General features: G+C 68.7%; 15 protein-coding genes. 6 read left to right on the top strand and 9 right to left on the bottom strand.

Annotated features, from left to right (window positions below; all coding sequences use genetic code 11):
• Positions 1–119: 119 nt before the first annotated feature.
• From HUK68_RS01365 to hmpA, 4 genes are all read right to left on the bottom strand, one after another.
• Entirely contained in the window at positions 120–1,397 is a 1,278-nt protein-coding gene (locus HUK68_RS01365) for a DUF445 domain-containing protein (protein WP_175502578.1), read from the bottom strand.
• A gap of 57 nt (positions 1,398–1,454) precedes the next feature.
• Positions 1,455–3,083 (bottom strand): patatin-like phospholipase family protein, encoded by a 1,629-nt coding sequence (locus HUK68_RS01360; RefSeq protein WP_175502577.1) that lies wholly within the window; start codon positions 3,081–3,083, stop codon positions 1,455–1,457.
• Between the two features lie 101 nt (positions 3,084–3,184).
• The gene (locus HUK68_RS01355) at positions 3,185–4,135 is read right to left on the bottom strand and encodes a hypothetical protein (protein ID WP_175502576.1); all 951 of its coding nucleotides are present in this window, start codon (positions 4,133–4,135) and stop codon (positions 3,185–3,187) included.
• A gap of 134 nt (positions 4,136–4,269) precedes the next feature.
• Positions 4,270–5,433: an NO-inducible flavohemoprotein gene (hmpA, locus tag HUK68_RS01350; protein ID WP_175502575.1), complete on the bottom strand. Its 1,164-nt coding sequence runs from the start codon at positions 5,431–5,433 to the stop codon at positions 4,270–4,272.
• 156 nt (positions 5,434–5,589) lie between these two features.
• Between hmpA and norR the strand changes: the two genes are divergently transcribed.
• Entirely contained in the window at positions 5,590–7,179 is a 1,590-nt protein-coding gene (gene norR / locus HUK68_RS01345; RefSeq protein ID WP_175502574.1) for a nitric oxide reductase transcriptional regulator NorR, read from the top strand.
• A gap of 3 nt (positions 7,180–7,182) precedes the next feature.
• Here the strand turns inward: norR and HUK68_RS01340 are convergent, their stop codons facing one another.
• Complete coding sequence (locus tag HUK68_RS01340; RefSeq protein WP_175502573.1) at positions 7,183–7,608, bottom strand: FKBP-type peptidyl-prolyl cis-trans isomerase; 426 nt, start codon at positions 7,606–7,608, stop codon at positions 7,183–7,185.
• 20 nt (positions 7,609–7,628) lie between these two features.
• Entirely contained in the window at positions 7,629–8,774 is a 1,146-nt protein-coding gene (locus HUK68_RS01335; protein ID WP_175502572.1) for an aminotransferase class V-fold PLP-dependent enzyme, read from the bottom strand.
• Positions 8,775–9,064: 290 nt separating this feature from the next.
• On the opposite strand from HUK68_RS01335, the gene HUK68_RS01330 reads away from it, so the two are divergent.
• Complete coding sequence (locus HUK68_RS01330) at positions 9,065–10,150, top strand: glycosyl hydrolase family 79 C-terminal domain-containing protein (RefSeq protein WP_175502571.1); 1,086 nt, start codon at positions 9,065–9,067, stop codon at positions 10,148–10,150.
• A gap of 135 nt (positions 10,151–10,285) precedes the next feature.
• Here the strand turns inward: HUK68_RS01330 and HUK68_RS01325 are convergent, their stop codons facing one another.
• Complete coding sequence (locus HUK68_RS01325) at positions 10,286–11,014, bottom strand: YggS family pyridoxal phosphate-dependent enzyme (protein WP_175502570.1); 729 nt, start codon at positions 11,012–11,014, stop codon at positions 10,286–10,288.
• A gap of 38 nt (positions 11,015–11,052) precedes the next feature.
• Between HUK68_RS01325 and HUK68_RS01320 the strand changes: the two genes are divergently transcribed.
• The 4 genes from HUK68_RS01320 (at position 11,053) to HUK68_RS01305 (ending at position 14,937) form a co-directional block, all read left to right on the top strand.
• The gene (locus tag HUK68_RS01320; protein WP_175502569.1) at positions 11,053–12,096 is read left to right on the top strand and encodes a type IV pilus twitching motility protein PilT; all 1,044 of its coding nucleotides are present in this window, start codon (positions 11,053–11,055) and stop codon (positions 12,094–12,096) included.
• Between the two features lie 76 nt (positions 12,097–12,172).
• A complete protein-coding gene (locus tag HUK68_RS01315; protein WP_175502568.1) occupies positions 12,173–12,811 on the top strand; it encodes a Crp/Fnr family transcriptional regulator in 639 nt (212 codons plus the stop codon).
• Between the two features lie 42 nt (positions 12,812–12,853).
• Positions 12,854–13,990: a PilT/PilU family type 4a pilus ATPase gene (locus HUK68_RS01310; RefSeq protein ID WP_175502567.1), complete on the top strand. Its 1,137-nt coding sequence runs from the start codon at positions 12,854–12,856 to the stop codon at positions 13,988–13,990.
• Between the two features lie 50 nt (positions 13,991–14,040).
• Positions 14,041–14,937: an NAD(P)-dependent oxidoreductase gene (locus tag HUK68_RS01305; RefSeq protein WP_175502566.1), complete on the top strand. Its 897-nt coding sequence runs from the start codon at positions 14,041–14,043 to the stop codon at positions 14,935–14,937.
• A gap of 128 nt (positions 14,938–15,065) precedes the next feature.
• Here HUK68_RS01305 and HUK68_RS01300 read toward each other — a convergent pair whose 3' ends face one another.
• Positions 15,066–15,728 carry a BON domain-containing protein gene (locus HUK68_RS01300; protein ID WP_175502565.1) on the bottom strand — a complete coding sequence of 221 codons (663 nt, stop codon included), beginning with the start codon at positions 15,726–15,728 and terminating at the stop codon, positions 15,066–15,068.
• The gene (locus HUK68_RS01295; protein ID WP_175502564.1) at positions 15,725–16,333 is read right to left on the bottom strand and encodes an SIS domain-containing protein; all 609 of its coding nucleotides are present in this window, start codon (positions 16,331–16,333) and stop codon (positions 15,725–15,727) included. The genes HUK68_RS01300 and HUK68_RS01295 overlap by 4 nt, the downstream gene beginning before the upstream one ends.
• Positions 16,334–16,359 lie beyond the last annotated feature (26 nt).

The raw sequence follows: 16,359 nt of genomic DNA, 5'->3' as shown, positions 1-16,359 counted from the left end.
ATGAGAATCACTCGCATTATTGTTTACCGTTTGGTAACCATGGCGACATACCCCTAAGCCATTGTCTTGCGGTTGACAATTGGCGCCGTGTATGCAATTGCGCGTTAACCCTTAGACGGTCATATGGAGGCCCACCATTGCGGCAGTTGGGCCAGCAGGAACAGCAGCAGCCCGATGGCGCCGCCCACCACAGTGCCATTGATGCGAATGAACTGCAGGTCCTTGCCGATATGCAGCTCCACCAGCTCGGACAGCTCGCGCGCGTCCCAGCGCTTGACGGTATCGCTGATATGCTCGGCGAGGAACTGGGCCATGTCCGGCGCCAGCGTTGCCGACCAGCGCTCGAGCCGGGCATTCATCGACTGGCGCAGCGCCGCATCGGCGGCCAGCGATTGGCCCAGCCAGCGGCCCATGGCCGCAGCCTTGCGCGCGATATGCGAGTGTTCATCGGCAAGGTCGGCCTGCAGCCGCTGGCGCAGCTGCGTCCACAGCGCCTGCAGGTAGCCGGCCAGCTTTTCATCGTGCAGCAGGTAGTGGCGCAGTTGCTCGGCTTTGTCGGCAAAATCCGGGTCGCTGTGCAGCCGTTCGATGAGCCGCGCGACGGCCGCATCGAGCGCCTCGCGCACGCGGTGCTCGGGGTTGTGCGCGATGTCGTCGAACAGGCCTTCGAGCGCCTGCGCGATCAGCTCCGCGCCCTTGTCGCCCAGCCAATCGCTGGGCAGCATCTTTTCCTTCAGCGGGTGCTCGCGCTTGAGCCATTCGATGATGCTGGCGGCAATGAACTCCCGGGTGTTGGCGGTCTGCATGATGGCGGCAATGCGCGCCAGCACATCGTCGAGCAGCACCTGGTGGCGCCCGCCCTGCGTCAGCGTCGTCAGCAGCCCGGCCGCGGCGCGCGACAGGTCCACCTGCGACAGCAGCGCGCGCAGCGACTGCGTGAGAAAACGCTGCACCTGGCGGTCCTGCACCATCTCGAGCGCCGCCAGCGCCAGCCGCGCGACCTGCCGGCCCAGCAGCGCGGCGCTGCCCGGCGCCGTGAGCCAGTGGGCCAGCCACTGCGCGGGATCGTGCTTGCGGATCAGCGCCAGCAGCGAGGCCGGGTCGAGAAACCGGTCGCGCACGAAATGCGCGAGGTTGTCGCCGATGCGGTCCTTGTTGTTCGGAATGATGGCCGTATGCCGGCCCACCCACGGCAGCGGAATGCGCCGGAACAGCGCCGTCACGGCAAACCAGTCGGCGAGCGCGCCGACCATGGCCGCCTCGGCCACGGCCTGCAGGCAGCGCACCCAGAAGTGCGGCGGCAAAAAGCTGGTGACGACAAACACCAGCGCCACGGTGAGCAGCAGGGCCAGGGCCTTGCGCTTGGCGTGCTTCAATTCCAGGGTCTGCGCTTGCATGCGGGGCTGCTCCCATCGTGGCCGATGGCTGCAACGCTAACATGCTTTGCGGCATACCTACACGGCGGTGCGCAGCGGCGTGCGGCTGGCCCAGGCCTGGGCTGCAGCGCGTTCGGCGGCCTCGGCCCCCGGCGCCGGCGCGGCCTGCTGCGCCAGGATGGCGGCGCGCAGGCTGGCATCGAGCGGCGCCGCATTGCCGGCCGGCCGCGCCAGGAAGGCCTCCTGCTCGGCCGGCGACAGCAGCGCCGCAGCGGCCTGGACATCGTCCACCAGATCATGGCGGAAGTTGTGCCGGTTCTGCGCAATGAAGGCCAGCGCCTGGTCCAGTGCCTGGTCCTTTGCGCGCTGCACGCGTGCCCCGCCCGCCAGGAATGAGCCGATCTCCAGGTCGCCATGCGCCACCGGCATGGCATGCAGGCCGGCCGCATGCAGCTTGCGCTGGTCCGCAGCCACGGTTTGCGGGAACTGCGGATTGCCCGACAGCCAGGTCAGGAGCGGCAGCAAGGCCGGCGCATGGTGGTCCGGGGGCCCATGCAGCACGGCCTGGGTGCGCCCGCGGTCGGCATACACCATCACCAGCGTGCGCGCATAGGTCTCGCGCAGCGCCTCGCCGCCGAGCCCCGAGAAGATCGCCTCGGTGGGCAGGTTGCTGCCCACCCCGCCGTCGGTCCAGCGCTGCGCCTCGAACTTCACGTCCGCAAACAGCACCGGAATGCCCATGGTGATGCGTCCCGCCAGCGCCAGCGGCATCTCGGGGTAGGTTTGGTGGGAGAAATACACCACGCGCTTTTCCGTCTGGTTCCAGCCCGTGACCACCAGTTCCTTGAACCGCTCCCGATCGAGCTGGCGCAGCAGATGCAGGTCGCCGAAGGTCAACATGCGGCCGGTGCGCGGCAGGCTGAAATCCGGTGTGCGCAGCAGCTCCAGGCGCTGCTGTTGTGCGGGCGTGAAGTCTGCCCATTGCGGCTTGTGCGTGATCTCGCGCCAATGGCCCTGGAGGTATTGCGCCGCCGACAGCGCCGTCATGCGGTCCAGCGTCTGCACGGCCGCCCCGGCATCGAAGCCCAGCGTGCCCAGCTTCACGTCCGGGTAGTTGTGCCTGAAATCCCGGGGCGTCTCCAGCAGCGACAGGACCTCGGTCCCGTTCAGCAGTTGCTGGAAGTCCCTGGCCGAGATGCCCGCGGCCAGCACGATGGCCGTCATTCCGCCCACCGAGTTGCCCGCCACGCGCTGCAACGCCGACAGCAGGCCCAGGTTTTCCAGCGCGCGCAGCGCGGGCGCGTTGGCCACGCCGCGCGCTCCGCCGCCGCCCAGCACCAGGTTCTCGATGGCCGGTGCCGCGCGCAGCATCAGGATCCGGCCCGAAGGCAGGGCCTGCAGATGGGGCGCGGGATCGGCCATCGGCAGCAGCGACAGCGCCACCTCCCGATGGCGCCCGACCCAGTCCCGGGCCCGGGCTGCTGCGGCCTGGTAGCTTTCCCAGCGCACCGTGTGGTCCGCGCTTCGGATCATCTCGCTGTGCACCGGATACATGCTGTCGGCAACGACATCGCGCACCATGGCCGCGGCGCGCGCCGCAAAGGCCTGGCGCTGCGCCGGCGGCACCTGCTGGCTGGCCTCGTTCATGGACGCCGCCAGCGACGCCGCGAGCGCCTCCTGCTGGTTGATCAGCTGCGCAGTGTCCAATGCGCGCGGCGTGGGCGGCGTGGCAGACAATGGCCGCCGCGCGCGTGCTGCCGGCAGGGGCGGGACTCCCGGGGACCCCACCCCGGCTGGCACGACAGTACTCATGCGGTTCTCCCGGCGCCGCTGTGCGCGGGCGCCTCATGCAGCGCGATCGCCGCGCACACGCCACGGATGCGGCGTGCCTGGCGCAGGCTGTAGTCGAGCCAGTCCAGCACGGACGCCTGCGCGGCCCATTCAGGATGCCAGCGGCTGAGCACCACCATGCGGTCGGCGCCGTCCAGGCTGCAGACCAGCGCCCGGCCGTCGATCACCGCGCGGTTGATGTGCAGCAGCGTCGATACCAGGGCTTGCCGCAGCGTTCCGTGCAGCGCGGCGGCATCCCAGACAAAGGCCTCGAGCACCCAGTGGTGGCTGCGCGGATGCAGCGCAATGCGCAGCGGCAACTGGTCTTCGAACAGCAGTTCCTGCGCCGCGATGCTGCCGGCTGCGCGCCCGGGCTCCAGCGCCCGCATCCGCTCGCTGAATGCCTGCGCGCAGACGCAGCCGCGCGCAGGCGCGGCGCCGCTTTCTGCGGCCATGTCGGGCCCCGGCGCCGCGGCGTGGCCTGCGGCCAGCAGCGCGAACTGGTCCAGCAGCGCCTGCAGCTGGTCTTGAACCGCCGCGGCCGTCAGCTGCGCGGGCCGGACCGGGAAATCGCAGTCCACGAGTTCGGCGTGCTGGCTGCTGCCCAGGCCGGCCTGCTGCCGCCCCCTGCGGCTTGCATGGCCCACGCGCAGCAGCGCTTCCTCGAGCCGCGCGCGCGTAGCCGACTCCAGCAGCTGCGTCGCGCAGCCCACGCCCAGCAGCCAGCGCTGCTGCCACGCCTGGAACTGCCAGCGGACCCAGCGCCCGTTCTCGAGCGCAAAGCATGGCGCGGGACTGCCCGCCACGGGAACGCCCGCCACGGGAACGCCCGCCGCGGGATCGCCCGCCGCGGGAGCGCCCGGGCCTGCGCGGCTCGGACTTTGCAGCAGCGCGCACAGTTGCCGGGAGAGTTCGCCGAGATCATTCATAGCTACCCTGAATGCTCGCCTCGCCGCGGGCCGCCTGCCAGTCGGCGGCAGCGCCTCTTCAAGCCGGGCGGCATGCCACCGGCACCATCGGCGCCGCGGCAATGGCTTGCCCCCGGCGCGCCCGGTGAACCGGCTTACTGCAGCACCTGGCTCGGGCCGAAGAACTCGTAATGCGTCTGCGCTGCCGGCACACCGAGCGCGCGCAGACCTTGCAGCACCGTGGCCATGAACGGCTTGGGGCCGCAGAAATAAGCTTCGACATCGCGCGATGCCGGCAGCCAGCCGGCCAGCTGCGCGGCATCGAAGTGGCGCGGCGTCGCGCCGGTTTCGTCATAGTGGTAATGGCATTGCAGTTGCGGGTGCTGCAGCGCAAGCGCATCGATGCGTGCGCGAAAGCCCTGCGCTTCGGGCGTGCGCGCGCAGTGGATGAACACCACCGGGCGCCCGCTGCCCAGCGCCGAGGCCAGCATCGGCAGCGTCGGCGTGATGCCCACGCCGCCGCTGATCAGCACCAGCGGCTTGTCGCTGTCGGCCAGCGTGAAATGGCCGGCCGGCGGAAAGATGTCCAGCACGTCGCCTTCCTGCACCACGTCATGCAGATGGCGCGAGACCACACCGCCGGCTTCGCGCTTGACGCTGATGCGCAGTTCCTGGCCATTGGCCAGCGCCGACAGCGAATAGTTGCGCCGCTGCTCCTGGCCGTCGACCACCACGCGCAGGCCGATGAACTGGCCCGGCGCGTGCGCCATCACCGCGCCGCCATCGACGGGCGCGAGATAGAACGATGTGATTTCCGAACTCTCGGCCTGCTTGCGTGCCACGCGGAACGCGCGCGCACCGCGCCAGCCGCCGGCGACGCTGGCATTGCGCGCATAGGCCTGGGCCTCGGCGCCGATCAGGATATCGGCCAGCTGCTGGTAGGCCGCGGCCCAGGCATCGATCACCGCGTCGGTGGCGATCTCCGCGCCCAGCACCTCGCGGATCGAGGACAGCAGGCATTGGCCAACGATGGGATAGTGCTCGGGCTGCACCTGCAAGGCCACGTGCTTGTTGATGATTTGCGCGGGCAGGTCGCCCAGGTTCTCGAGCCGGTCGATATGCTTGGCGTACATCAGCACGCTGAACGCCAGCGCGCGCGGCTGGGCGCCAGTCTTCTGGTGTGTGCTGTTGAACAGCGGGCGCACCTCGGGATGCTCGCCCAGCAGGCGCTGGTAGAAATGCGTGATCAGCGCCTCGCCGCCGGCTTCGAGCAGCGGAACGGTGGATTGGACAATGGCGCGTTGCTCGGCAGTCAGCATGGAAACTCCTGGATGTTTCCGGGAAAAGTCCCGGCTGCAAGCACTACCGCAAACCGCGTGCCAGCCAAGAGCGTCATATGAATCAATGACTTGGCGCGGAACGGGTCAATTCGACCCTGTCAAAATCGTGTCAGATCGACACAGACAAGAGTCAATATGACACCCACCCACAGCCTGCTGCGCAGCCTGGTGCCGCTGGTCGCCGACCTGGCCGAAGACCTGCCCGAGCGCGAACGCTACCGCCGCCTGCTCGACGCCTTGCGCAGCCTGCTGCCCTGCGATGCGGTGGCGCTGCTGCGCCTGCAGGGCGAAGTGCTCGAACCGATCGCCATCGACGGCCTGAGCAGCGACACCCTGGGCCGGCGCTTTCGCGTCGCCGAGCACCCGCGGCTGGCGCAGTTGCTGGCCCATGGCACGGCATTGCGCTTCGCGCCCGACAGCCCGCTGCCCGATCCGTATGACGGCCTGGTCGAACATGCGGGTCCGCTTGAAGTGCATGACTGCATGGGCTGCGCGTTGGTCGTCGGCGGCAGCACCTGGGGCCTGCTGACGCTCGATGCGCTCGCGCCCGGCCGCTTTGCCGACCCCGCGCACCTGCAGGCGCTGCAGGCCTTCAGCAACCTGGCGGCGGCCACCGTGGCCGCGGCCGGGCGCATGCGCGAGCTCGAGAAGAATGCCCTGGACGAACGCCAGCGCGCCGAAAGCTGGCGCCAGGCCGCGCTGCCCGACGCCGCACGCCGCCCGCTGCTGGGCCAGAGCCCGGCGCTGCGCCAGCTGCAAAAGGACATCGCGCTGGTCGCGCCCAGCGAACTCAACGTGCTGATCACCGGCGAGACCGGCGTCGGCAAGGAACTGGTGGCCCAGGCCGTGCATGCGCAATCGCGGCGCGCGGGCCGGCCGCTGGTCAGCGTGAACTGCGCGGCCCTGCCCGAGACGCTGGTCGAGAGCGAGCTGTTCGGCCATGTGCGCGGCGCGTTCACCGGCGCCGCCGGCGAGCGCCAGGGCCAGTTCGAACGCGCCGACGGCGGCACGCTGTTTCTCGACGAGGTCGGCGAGCTGTCGCTGGCCGTGCAGGCCAAGCTGCTGCGCGTGCTGCAAAGCGGCCAGCTGCAACGCCTGGGATCGGACCGCGAGCACCATGTCGATGTGCGCATCATTGCCGCCACCAACCGCCCGCTCGAAGAAGCCGTGCGCGCGGGGCGCATGCGCGCCGATTTCTTCCATCGGCTCAGCGTCTACCCGCTGGTGGTGCCGCCGCTGCGCGAGCGCGGCAGCGACATCCTGCTGCTGTGCGGCTATTTCCTCGAGGAGAACCGCTCGCGCCTGGGCGCGGTGGCGGGGGCGGAGCTGAACACCGTGCGGCTCGATGCAGCGGCGCAAGCAGCGCTGCTGACCTGTCCCTGGCCCGGCAATGTGCGCGAGCTGGAGCACCTGATCAGCCGCGGTGTGCTCAAGGCGCTGAGCCGCCAGCGCCAGCGCGCGCGCGTGCTCACCTTGACGGTGCAGGACCTGTGGCCCGACGCTGGCGATGTGCTTGCCGCGGCGCCGCCGCGGCCTGCAGCGCCGCCATCGGACGATGCCCCGGCGCAGGGCTTGCGCAGCGCCGTCGAGGCCTTCGAACGCCGCAGCATCGAGCTCAGCCTGGCCCGGCACCAGGGCAACTGGGCCGCGGCCGCGCGCGCGCTGCAGATGGACCGCGCCAACCTGCAGCGCCTGGCCAAACGCCTGGGCTGCAGGCTGCCCTGAGGCTTACTTGCCCTTGACCGAGATCAGCTCGACGTCGAAGTTCAAGGCGGCATTGGGCGGAATCACGCCGCCCGCGCCGCGGCTGCCATAGGCAATCGCGGCCGGGCAGGTCAGCTTGGCCTTGCCGCCGGCCTTCATCTTCTGCAGCGCTTCGGTCCAGCAGGGAATCACGCCATTGAGCGGGAAGTCGATGGGCTGGCCGCGCGCGATCGAGCTGTCGAACTCCTTGCCCGAATCGGGAAAGTAGCCGCGGTAGTGCACGCGCACCGTGTCGCGCGCCGTGGGGCTCGCGCCCGTGCCCTCCTTGAGGCTCTGGAACACCAGGCCGCTGGGCGTGGTCACGGGGTCGGCGGCCGGCGATCCGGCGGCCTGCGCGGCCGTGGCGAAGAACGCAGCCGCGACCAGCGCGGCGGGAATCAGACGGGTCATGGAAACTCCTTGAAATCGCATCAGGCGGCAGGAATGCCAAGCTGGTCGAGCGCGGCGCTCAGGTGGGCCACGGTACGGTCGACATGGTGCCACTTCTCGAGTCCGAACAGGCCAATGCGGAAGGTCTTGAAATCCGGCCCTTCATCGCACTGCAACGGCACGCCCGAAGCGGTCTGCAGGCCGACTTCAAGAAACTTCTTGCCGCTCTGGATGCCCGGGTCGGTGGTGTAGCTCACCACCACGCCCGGCGCCATGAAGCCTGGCGCCGCGACGCTGGGGAAACCGCGCGACTCGAGCAGCGCGCGTACCTTCGCGCCGAGTTCGACCTGCTCCTGCCTGACGGCTTCGAAGCCGTAGGCGCGCGTCTCGAGCATCACGTCGCGCAGGCGCACCAGCGCATCGGTGGGCAGGGTCGCGTGGTAGGCATGCTGGCCTTTTTCATAGCCTTCGGCGATCTGCATCCATTTCTTCAGGTCGCAGGCAAAGCTCGAGCTTTGCGTGTGCTCGATGGCCTCGCGCGCCCGCGCGCTGAGCATCACCATCGCGCAGCAGGGCGAACTGCTCCAGCCCTTTTGCGGCGCCGAGATCAGCACGTCCACGCCGGTCTTGCGCATGTCGACCCACATCGCGCCCGAGGCCACGCAGTCGAGCACGAACAGCGCGCCCACGGCGTGCGCGGCATCGGCAATGGTGCGCAGGTAGTCGTCGGGCAACAGGATGCCGCTCGCGGTCTCGACATGCGGTGCGAACACCACCTTGGGTTTTTCCTGCAGGATGGCTTCGGCCACCACGTCGGCCGCGCAAGGTGCCCAGGGGTCCTGTGCGCCCTCGCCCTGCTTGCGCGCCTTGCAGACCACGGCGCCGCCGCCCAGGCCAAAACCGCCGGCCTCGAAGATCTGCGTCCAGCGGTAGCTGAACCAGCCGTTGCGCACGATCAGCACCTTCTCGCCATTGGCGAACTGGCGCGCCACGGCCTCCATGCCGAAGGTGCCGCTGCCCGGCACCAGCACGGCGGTTTCCGCGCCATAGACCTCCTTGAGCGTGCCGAGGATGTCCTGCATCACGCCGACAAAGCGCTTCGACATGTGGTTGAGTGCGCGGTCGGTGTAGACCACCGAGAACTCGAGCAATCCATCGGGATCGATCTCGGGCAAAAGTCCTGGCATGGGAGATTCCTGAATCAGGTTGAAAGCTTCACCGCAAGGCGTGCATTCGCAGCACGGACATGCAGGGGTAAGGAATCCAGCTTAGCATGGGCCATCGCGCTGCACGGCCTGTGTCTGCACGCGTGTGCAGCGCACACGCGGCGCTGTCGTACAGCACCGGGCGCCCGCGCTGGCCACAATGCCAGCCAAGCCTTGCGCAAAGCCCGCCTGCGGCTGCGCGCGTTGTCACCTTGCCCCGCCGCCCACCGCTGCCCTCCGCTGCCTGCGGCGACCGGACCACCGGATAGACCATGCCTACTTCCCTTCCCCTGACCCCGCCCCGCTCCCTGCACCGCCTGGCCACAGTGCTGGCCAGTGCCGCGCTGCTGGCTGCGTGCCAGCAGGCGCCGAAGTCCCATACCCATCCCGCGCTGTCGGCCCAGCCGGCGCGCATCGACGCCGGCGAGAGCGTGCGCCTGTCCTGGGACGCGCCCATCGGCAGCAGCCTGCGCATGGACCGCCTCACCGCCACGCCGCCGGGTGCGGTGCTGGTGCGCCCGGCCCAGACCACGGTCTACACGCTCAGCGGCCCCGCCCCCAGCGGCGCGCCCGTCAGCACCAGCGTGACCGTCGAAGTACGTCCTGCGACCGAGCCGCTGGCGCGCCTGCGCGTCGAAGCGTCCCCCGTCGGCAAGCCCATTGCCGCGAGTTTCCTCGGCCTGGAACAGGGCGCCGGCCCGGACAGCGCGCGCCAGCGCCAGCTGCTGCGCAACCTCGAGAACTATGGCGGCGGGCCGCTGGTGCTGGGTGTGAAGGGCCAGGCTGCAGGCGCCTGCCCGGCTGTCGAGCACCTGGCGCATACCGAATCGCCGCGCCAGGCGCTGCGCTGCAGCGCGGGCCAGGCCAACGCATCCGCAGTCCAGACGGCCGAAATGCTGCTCGACTATGCCCAATGGGGCGCGGCCGGCGTGGACCTGCCCGGCCCGCTCGCCGACGTGCCCAAGGTCGCACCGCGCTACTACGGCATGCTGTTCTTCGCGCAATTCGCCGGCGCCCAGGGCGCGTGGCTGGCACCGCAGGTCGAAAGCAACGCACAGATCAAGGTCTATGCGGTGCGCGATGCACGCAACCAGACGTTGCGCATCGCGCTGATCAACCGCGAGCCGGACAGGAATGGCACGGTGGCGGTGCAGATCCCCCAGGAACTGCGCGAGGCCGTGGTCACGCGGCTGGGCAATTCCGAGCCGCTGCGCCTGGCCGGCCAGACCTTCGACGGCAGCCGCGACGGGCGTCCCATCGGCACCGCCTACGGCGAAATCCTCGAGGCCGACGAGGACGGCCAGCTGCTGCTGTCCATGCCCGCCGCCAGCGCGGCGCTGCTGACGCTCACGCCGTAACCCCCGTTCCGCTGAGTGCCAGCCGTCAGCCTGCAACGCCAACCGTTCGTCCTGATCCTGAGCCTGCCGAAGGATCGAAGGATGAGCGGCCAGTCCTCTTGAGCTTGCCTGGGCGGCCCCGCCTCCAAAGTCGACCTAGCCCCCGGCCTTGTTCCGCCCGCCAAAAATCCCGCGCCCGACGCGCACCATGGTGCTGCCCGCATGCACCGCGGCCTCGAGGTCGGCGGTCATGCCCAGCGACAGCGTATCGAACGCCGCCAGTCCCGGCGCGCCGCTGGCGGCAATGCTGTCGAACAGCTGCTTCATGCGGCGGTGCACCGCATACTGCGCGTTGAAATCCTCGGCTTCCTCGGGAATGGCCATCAGCCCGCGCAACTGCAGGTTCGGCAGCAGCGCCACCTGTTGCGCCAGCGCCAGCGCTTCCTCGGGCGGCACGCCGGCCTTGGTCGCGCCGCCATCGGGGTTGACCTGCAGGCAGACCTGCAGCGGCGCCATGCCTTCGGGCCGCTGGTCGGACAGGCGCTGCGCGATCTTCAGCCGGTCGACGCTCTGCGCCCAGTCGAAATGCTCGGCCACCAGCCGCGTCTTGTTGCTCTGGATCGGCCCGATGCAATGCCAGCGCAGCGCGGCATGGCCCGGCGGCCAGGCCATCTCGCGCAGGATGGCGATCTTTTCGACCGCTTCCTGGATGTAGTTCTCGCCGAAATCGCGCTGGCCCGCCAGCGCCGCCTCATGGACCGCGTCGGGGCCGAAGGTCTTGGAGACGGCCAGCAGCGCCACGCTGTCGGGGGACCGCTCGGCATCCACACACGCCTGGTGCAGGCGGGCCTGGATCTGGTGGAGGTTGTTACCAATCATTGTCATAATCAGCGCCAAGCGTACCAAACGACAAAGGGTCTTTCGTGGACATCACCCAATTGCTGGCGTTCAGCGTCAAGAACAAGGCCTCCGACCTGCACCTGTCGGCCGGGCTGCCACCGATGATCCGCGTGCATGGCGACGTGCGCCGCATCAATGTCGACGCACTCGACCACAAGACCGTCCACGCCATGATCTACGACATCATGAGCGACGCCCAGCGCAAGGTCTACGACGAATTCCTCGAAATCGATTTCTCGTTCGAGATCGAAGGCCTGGCGCGCTTTCGCGTCAACGCCTTCAACCAATACCGGGGCGCGGCCGCGGTGTTCCGCACCATTCCCAGCAAGATTCTCACGCTCGAGCAGCTCAACGCGCCGAAGATCTTCGCCGAACTCGCGCTCAAGCCGCGCGGCCTGGTGCTCGTGACCGGCCCCACGGGCTCGGGCAAGTCGACCACGCTCGCGGCGATGGTCAACTACCTCAACGAGACCGAATACGGCCACATCCTCACCGTCGAGGACCCGATCGAATTCGTCCACGACTCGAAGAAATGCCTGATCAACCAGCGTGAGGTCGGGCCGATGACGCACTCGTTCGCGGCCGCGCTGCGCTCGGCGCTGCGCGAGGATCCCGACGCCATCCTGGTCGGCGAAATGCGCGACCTCGAAACCATCCGCCTGGCCATGACCGCCGCCGAAACCGGCCACCTGGTGTTCGGCACGCTGCACACCTCGAGCGCCGCCAAGACCATCGACCGGATCATCGACGTCTTCCCCGCCGAGGAAAAGGAAATGGTGCGCGCCATGCTGTCGGAGTCGCTGCAGGCCGTGATCTCGCAGACGCTGTGCAAGACCAAGGACGGCCAGGGCCGCGTCGCCGCGCATGAAATCATGCTCGGCACCAGCGCCATCCGCAACCTGATCCGCGAAGCCAAGGTCGCGCAGATGTACTCGACCATCCAGACCAGCCAGAACGTGGGCATGCAGACGCTGGACCAGAATCTCACCGACCTGGTGCGGCGCAACCTGATCAGTCCCGCCGAAGCCCGCGCCAAGGCCAAGATTCCCGACAACTTCCCCGGCTGACACCGCACGCGGCCATGGCATTGCATCCGCTGTCTCGCCCCGCTGGCCGCACCTGCGCCAGGGCCGGGAGCGCGCGATGATCCGCATCCTGCAGCGGCTGCGCCAGGCGTCAGAAGGGGCGGCGCCCGATGGCGACGTGCCCCGGCTCGACGCCGAATCCGCATTCTTCAGCACCGCCTGGCACGGCGGCCCCCAGGGACCGCTCGTGCCCTGGGAGGCGCGCGCCGTCGAGCTCGGTGCGCGGCCGCTCGCGCCGCGCGCCGCGCTGCGCCGGCTGCAGGCGCTGTGGGCGCATGACCGCTACCTGTCGACGCTCGCTCCCGATGCGCTGCAGCGCATGGAGCGCTACCTGCACTTCGCCGCCGTCAAGGCCCAGCGCGACGTCATCCAGCAGGACGAGTACGGCAACTTCATGGTCGTGGTCCTCGCCGGCGAGCTGGTCGTCAACCGCCGCCAGCCCTGGGGCGAGACGCAGCGCCTGGCGCAGACCGGCCCGGGCGACCTGCTGGGCGAGATGTCGCTGCTCGACAGCGGCCAACGCTTTTCCAGCTGCACCACCCTGGTGGACAGCGAACTCGCGGTGCTCAGCGCCGAAGCCCTGGACGACATGCTGCTGCATGATCCGGCGCTCGCGGCCCAGCTGATTGCCATCCTGGCACGCAAGCTCTCGGTGCGCCTGCGCGCGGTGAGCAGCCGCCTGGGCCACCCGTCGTAGCCCATCATCTGGCAGGGCGCGGCCCGGCCACCGGAGAATTCCATGGAACGAGACCAGGCCAGTAAATTCATCAACGATCTGCTCCAGCTGATGGTCAGCCGCAATGGCAGCGACCTGTTCATCACCGCCGAATTCCCGCCCGCCATCAAGGTCGATGGCAAGATCACCAAGGTCTCGCCCCAGCCGCTCACGGCGCTGCACACGCTGACGCTGGCGCGCTCGATCATGAGCGACAAGCAGATCGCCGACTTCGAGCGCACCAAGGAAAGCAACTTCGCGATCTCGCCCGCGGGCATCGGGCGCTTTCGCGTCAACACCTTCATGCAGCAGGGCCGCATCGGCATGGTCATGCGCACCATCCCGATGACCGTGCCGACCATCGACAAGCTCGGCGTGCCGCAGGTGCTCAAGGAGGTCTCGATGAGCAAGCGCGGCCTGTGCATCCTGGTCGGCGCCACCGGCTCGGGCAAGTCGACCACGCTGGCCGCCATGGTCGACTGGCGCAACGAGAACTCCTACGGCCACATCATCACCGTCGAGGACCCGATCGAGTTCGTGCATCCGCACAAGAACTGCGTGGTCACCCAGCGCGAGGTCGGCCTCGACACCGACAGCTGGGAGGCGGCGCTGAAGAACACGCTGCGCCAGGCGCCCGATGTCATCCTGATGGGCGAAATCCGCGACCGCGAGACCATGGAGCATGCGATTGCGTTCTCCGAAACCGGCCACCTGTGCCTGGCCACGCTGCACGCCAACAACGCCAACCAGGCGCTGGACCGCATCGTCAACTTCTTTCCCGAGGAGCGGCGCCAGCAGCTGCTGATGGACCTGTCGCTGAACCTGCGCGCCATGGTCTCGCAGCGGCTGATCCCGCGCCAGGACGCCAAGGGCCGCGTCGCGGCCATGGAGGTCATGCTCAACACGCCGCTGATCTCCGACCTGATCTTCAAGGGCGAGGTCGCCGAGATCAAGGAAGTCATGAAGAAGGGCCGCGACCTGGGCATGCAGACCTTCGACCAGTCGCTGTACGATCTGTTCGAGGCCCAGCTCATCACCTACGAGGATGCGCTGCGCAATGCCGACTCGGTCAACGACCTGCGCCTGAACATCAAGCTCAACAGCCAGCGCGCACGCAACCTCGACCTGTCCTCGGGCACCGAACACTTCGCGATTGTCTGAGCCTCTTTTGCCCGAACCCGGGCCCTTTCCCGTCTGGAGAATGTTTGTCTATGTCTAGTATTGCCGCTCAGCCCCTTTCTGTCGCCTTCCTGGGCCTGGGTGTCATGGGCTACCCCATGGCTGGCCACCTGGCGCGCGCCGGCCACCGCGTCACGGTCTACAACCGCACTCCCGCCAAGGCCGCGCAGTGGTGCGCCGAATACGCCGGCACTGCCGGGCCGCGCCAGGCAGCAACCCCGCGCGAGGCCGCCGAAGCTGCGGCCATCGTGTTCTGCTGCGTCGGCAATGACGACGACCTGCGCTCGGTCGTGCTCGGCGAGCAGGGCGCGTTCGCCGGCATGGCGCCGGGCGCGATCTTTGTCGACCACACCACGGCCTCGGCCGAAGTCGCGCGCGAGCTCAACGCCGCGGCGCAGGCGCTGGGCCTGCAGTTCATCGACGCCCCGGTGTCGGGCGGCCAGGCCGGCGCGCAGAACGGCCAGCTCACAGTCATGTGCGGTGGCGATGCCGCGGCTTTCGCCGCCGTGCAGCCCGTGGCCATGGCCTTTGCGCGCGCCTGCACGCTGCTGGGCGACAGCGGCGCGGGCCAGCTGGCCAAGATGGTCAACCAGATCTGCCTGGCCGGCCTGATCCAGGGCCTGTCCGAAGCCATTGCATTCGGCGGCAAGGCCGGGCTCGACATGGAGCAGGTGCTCGAAGTGATCGGCAAGGGCGCGGCGCAAAGCTGGCAGATGGATTCGCGCGGCAAGACCATGATTGCCGACCAGTTCGACTTCGGCTTTGCCGTCGACTGGATGCGCAAGGACCTGGGCCTGGTGCTCGACGAGGCCAAGCGCAACGGCGCGCGCCTGCCGGTCACCGCGCTGGTCGACCAGTTCTACGCCGACGTGCAGCAGATGGGCGGCAACCGCTGGGATACGTCGAGCCTGATCAAGCGCTTGAAATAAGAGCTGAATCAAAGCGTGCCGCCAAAAACCGCTCGTGCCTAGCCTGTCGACACGCGCCCAGCTCATTGGCCCGGCCAGGCTGAAACAAAAACAGCCGGCATGGCCGGCTGTCTTTCAGGGAAGCGGAATCAGGGCGCGGCCGGCGGCGCATCCTCGGTCGTGACCGGGGCCTGCTTCGGCTGATAGCGTGCCAGCTCGTCCTCGGAAATCACCTCGAACACGCGCACCACCTTGGTCACGTCATTGACGCCGCGCGCGATCTCGGCCGCGCGCTTGGCTTCGCGCGGCGTGACGATGCCCATCAGGTAGACCACCTTGTTCTCGGTCACGACCTTGAAAGCCGACGCCTGCAGATCCTTGGCGTCGAGCAGGCTCGCGCGCACCTTGCCGGTGATGAAGGTATCGCCCGAGCGCTGGCTCAGCGTCGCGGTGAACGGCGCGACCATGGTCTCGTTGACCACGGCGCGCACGTTGTCGACGGACTCGACCAGCCGGCCCAGCGCCTGCTTGTCGGTTTCGTTGCCGACTTCGCCGGTCAGCAGCACCTGGCGGTTGTAGCTGGTCACGTTGATGCGCGCCTTGTCGCCCAGCGTGTCGCGGATGCGGTTCGCGGCCTTGACCTCGATGCTTTCATCTTCGACCACCGTGCCGGCCGTGCGCCGGTCCACGGCCACCAGCGTACCGGCCACCATGCCGCCACCCACGACCAGCGGCACGCAGGCCGACAGCGCGCCGCCCAGCAGCACGCAAGCCAGGCTGGAACACACGGCACGATGGATATTCAACTTCATAAAGGCATCTCCTGTTCACCTAACAACTGGGCATCCACGCCATCGCACAGGCAGTGCAGCACCAGCGCATGCACTTCACGCACCCGCGCCGCACGGTCGTGCGGCACGCAGACCAGTACATCGGTCTCGCGCATGCGCCCCGCGAGCGTGCCGCCGGTGCGGCCGCTGAGCACCACGACCATCATGTCGCGCTCATGCGCGGCTTCGACCGCCTCGAGAACGCAGGGATCGTTGCCGGTCACCGACAGCACCACCAGCAAGTCCCCGGCCTGGCCCAGCGCGCGCACCTGGCGCGCCAGATAGTGCTGGGCATTGCCGCCGCCGCCCGACACCGGCAGGCTGCCGAGCAGCCCGCCCTGCGCCGTCAGGGCCAGCGCCGCCAGCTCGGGCCGGTCGCGTTCGAAACCCGTCACGCACAGGGCGGCAAACCGCTGCGCGTCGGTCACGGAAGGGCCTGCGCCGCAGGCCAGGACCTTGCCGCCACTGGTCACGCAGGCCAGCATGGCCTGTACGGCGGAAGCGATGGGAAGACTCAACGCCTGCGCAGCCTGGTACTTCAGGTCGGCGCTGTCGATGAAATGCTGTTGGATTCGTTGCTCAAGCATGGAGGCCCGATGATACCTGCGAGGGC

Source organism: Comamonas antarctica (assembly GCF_013363755.1).
GTDB classification, from domain to species: Bacteria; Pseudomonadota; Gammaproteobacteria; order Burkholderiales; family Burkholderiaceae_C; genus Comamonas; species Comamonas antarctica.
Note: the sequence above shows the minus strand (reverse complement) of the source record. Positions and strands in the feature narration are given on the sequence as shown.

Bases quoted from the DNA above. Each gene is read 5' to 3' on its own strand.
- HUK68_RS01365 (WP_175502578.1), bottom strand. From the start codon at position 1,397: ATGCAAGCGCAGACCCTGGAATTGAAGCACGCCAAGCGCAAGGCCCTG.
- HUK68_RS01355 (WP_175502576.1), bottom strand. From the start codon at position 4,135: ATGAATGATCTCGGCGAACTCTCCCGGCAACTGTGCGCGCTGCTGCAA.
- hmpA (WP_175502575.1), bottom strand. From the start codon at position 5,433: ATGCTGACTGCCGAGCAACGCGCCATTGTCCAATCCACCGTTCCGCTG.
- norR (WP_175502574.1), top strand. From the start codon at position 5,590: ATGACACCCACCCACAGCCTGCTGCGCAGCCTGGTGCCGCTGGTCGCC.
- HUK68_RS01340 (WP_175502573.1), bottom strand. From the start codon at position 7,608: ATGACCCGTCTGATTCCCGCCGCGCTGGTCGCGGCTGCGTTCTTCGCC.
- HUK68_RS01335 (WP_175502572.1), bottom strand. From the start codon at position 8,774: ATGCCAGGACTTTTGCCCGAGATCGATCCCGATGGATTGCTCGAGTTC.
- HUK68_RS01330 (WP_175502571.1), top strand. From the start codon at position 9,065: ATGCCTACTTCCCTTCCCCTGACCCCGCCCCGCTCCCTGCACCGCCTG.
- HUK68_RS01325 (WP_175502570.1), bottom strand. From the start codon at position 11,014: ATGACAATGATTGGTAACAACCTCCACCAGATCCAGGCCCGCCTGCAC.
- HUK68_RS01315 (WP_175502568.1), top strand. From the start codon at position 12,173: ATGATCCGCATCCTGCAGCGGCTGCGCCAGGCGTCAGAAGGGGCGGCG.
- HUK68_RS01310 (WP_175502567.1), top strand. From the start codon at position 12,854: ATGGAACGAGACCAGGCCAGTAAATTCATCAACGATCTGCTCCAGCTG.
- HUK68_RS01305 (WP_175502566.1), top strand. From the start codon at position 14,041: ATGTCTAGTATTGCCGCTCAGCCCCTTTCTGTCGCCTTCCTGGGCCTG.
- HUK68_RS01300 (WP_175502565.1), bottom strand. From the start codon at position 15,728: ATGAAGTTGAATATCCATCGTGCCGTGTGTTCCAGCCTGGCTTGCGTG.
- HUK68_RS01295 (WP_175502564.1), bottom strand. From the start codon at position 16,333: ATGCTTGAGCAACGAATCCAACAGCATTTCATCGACAGCGCCGACCTG.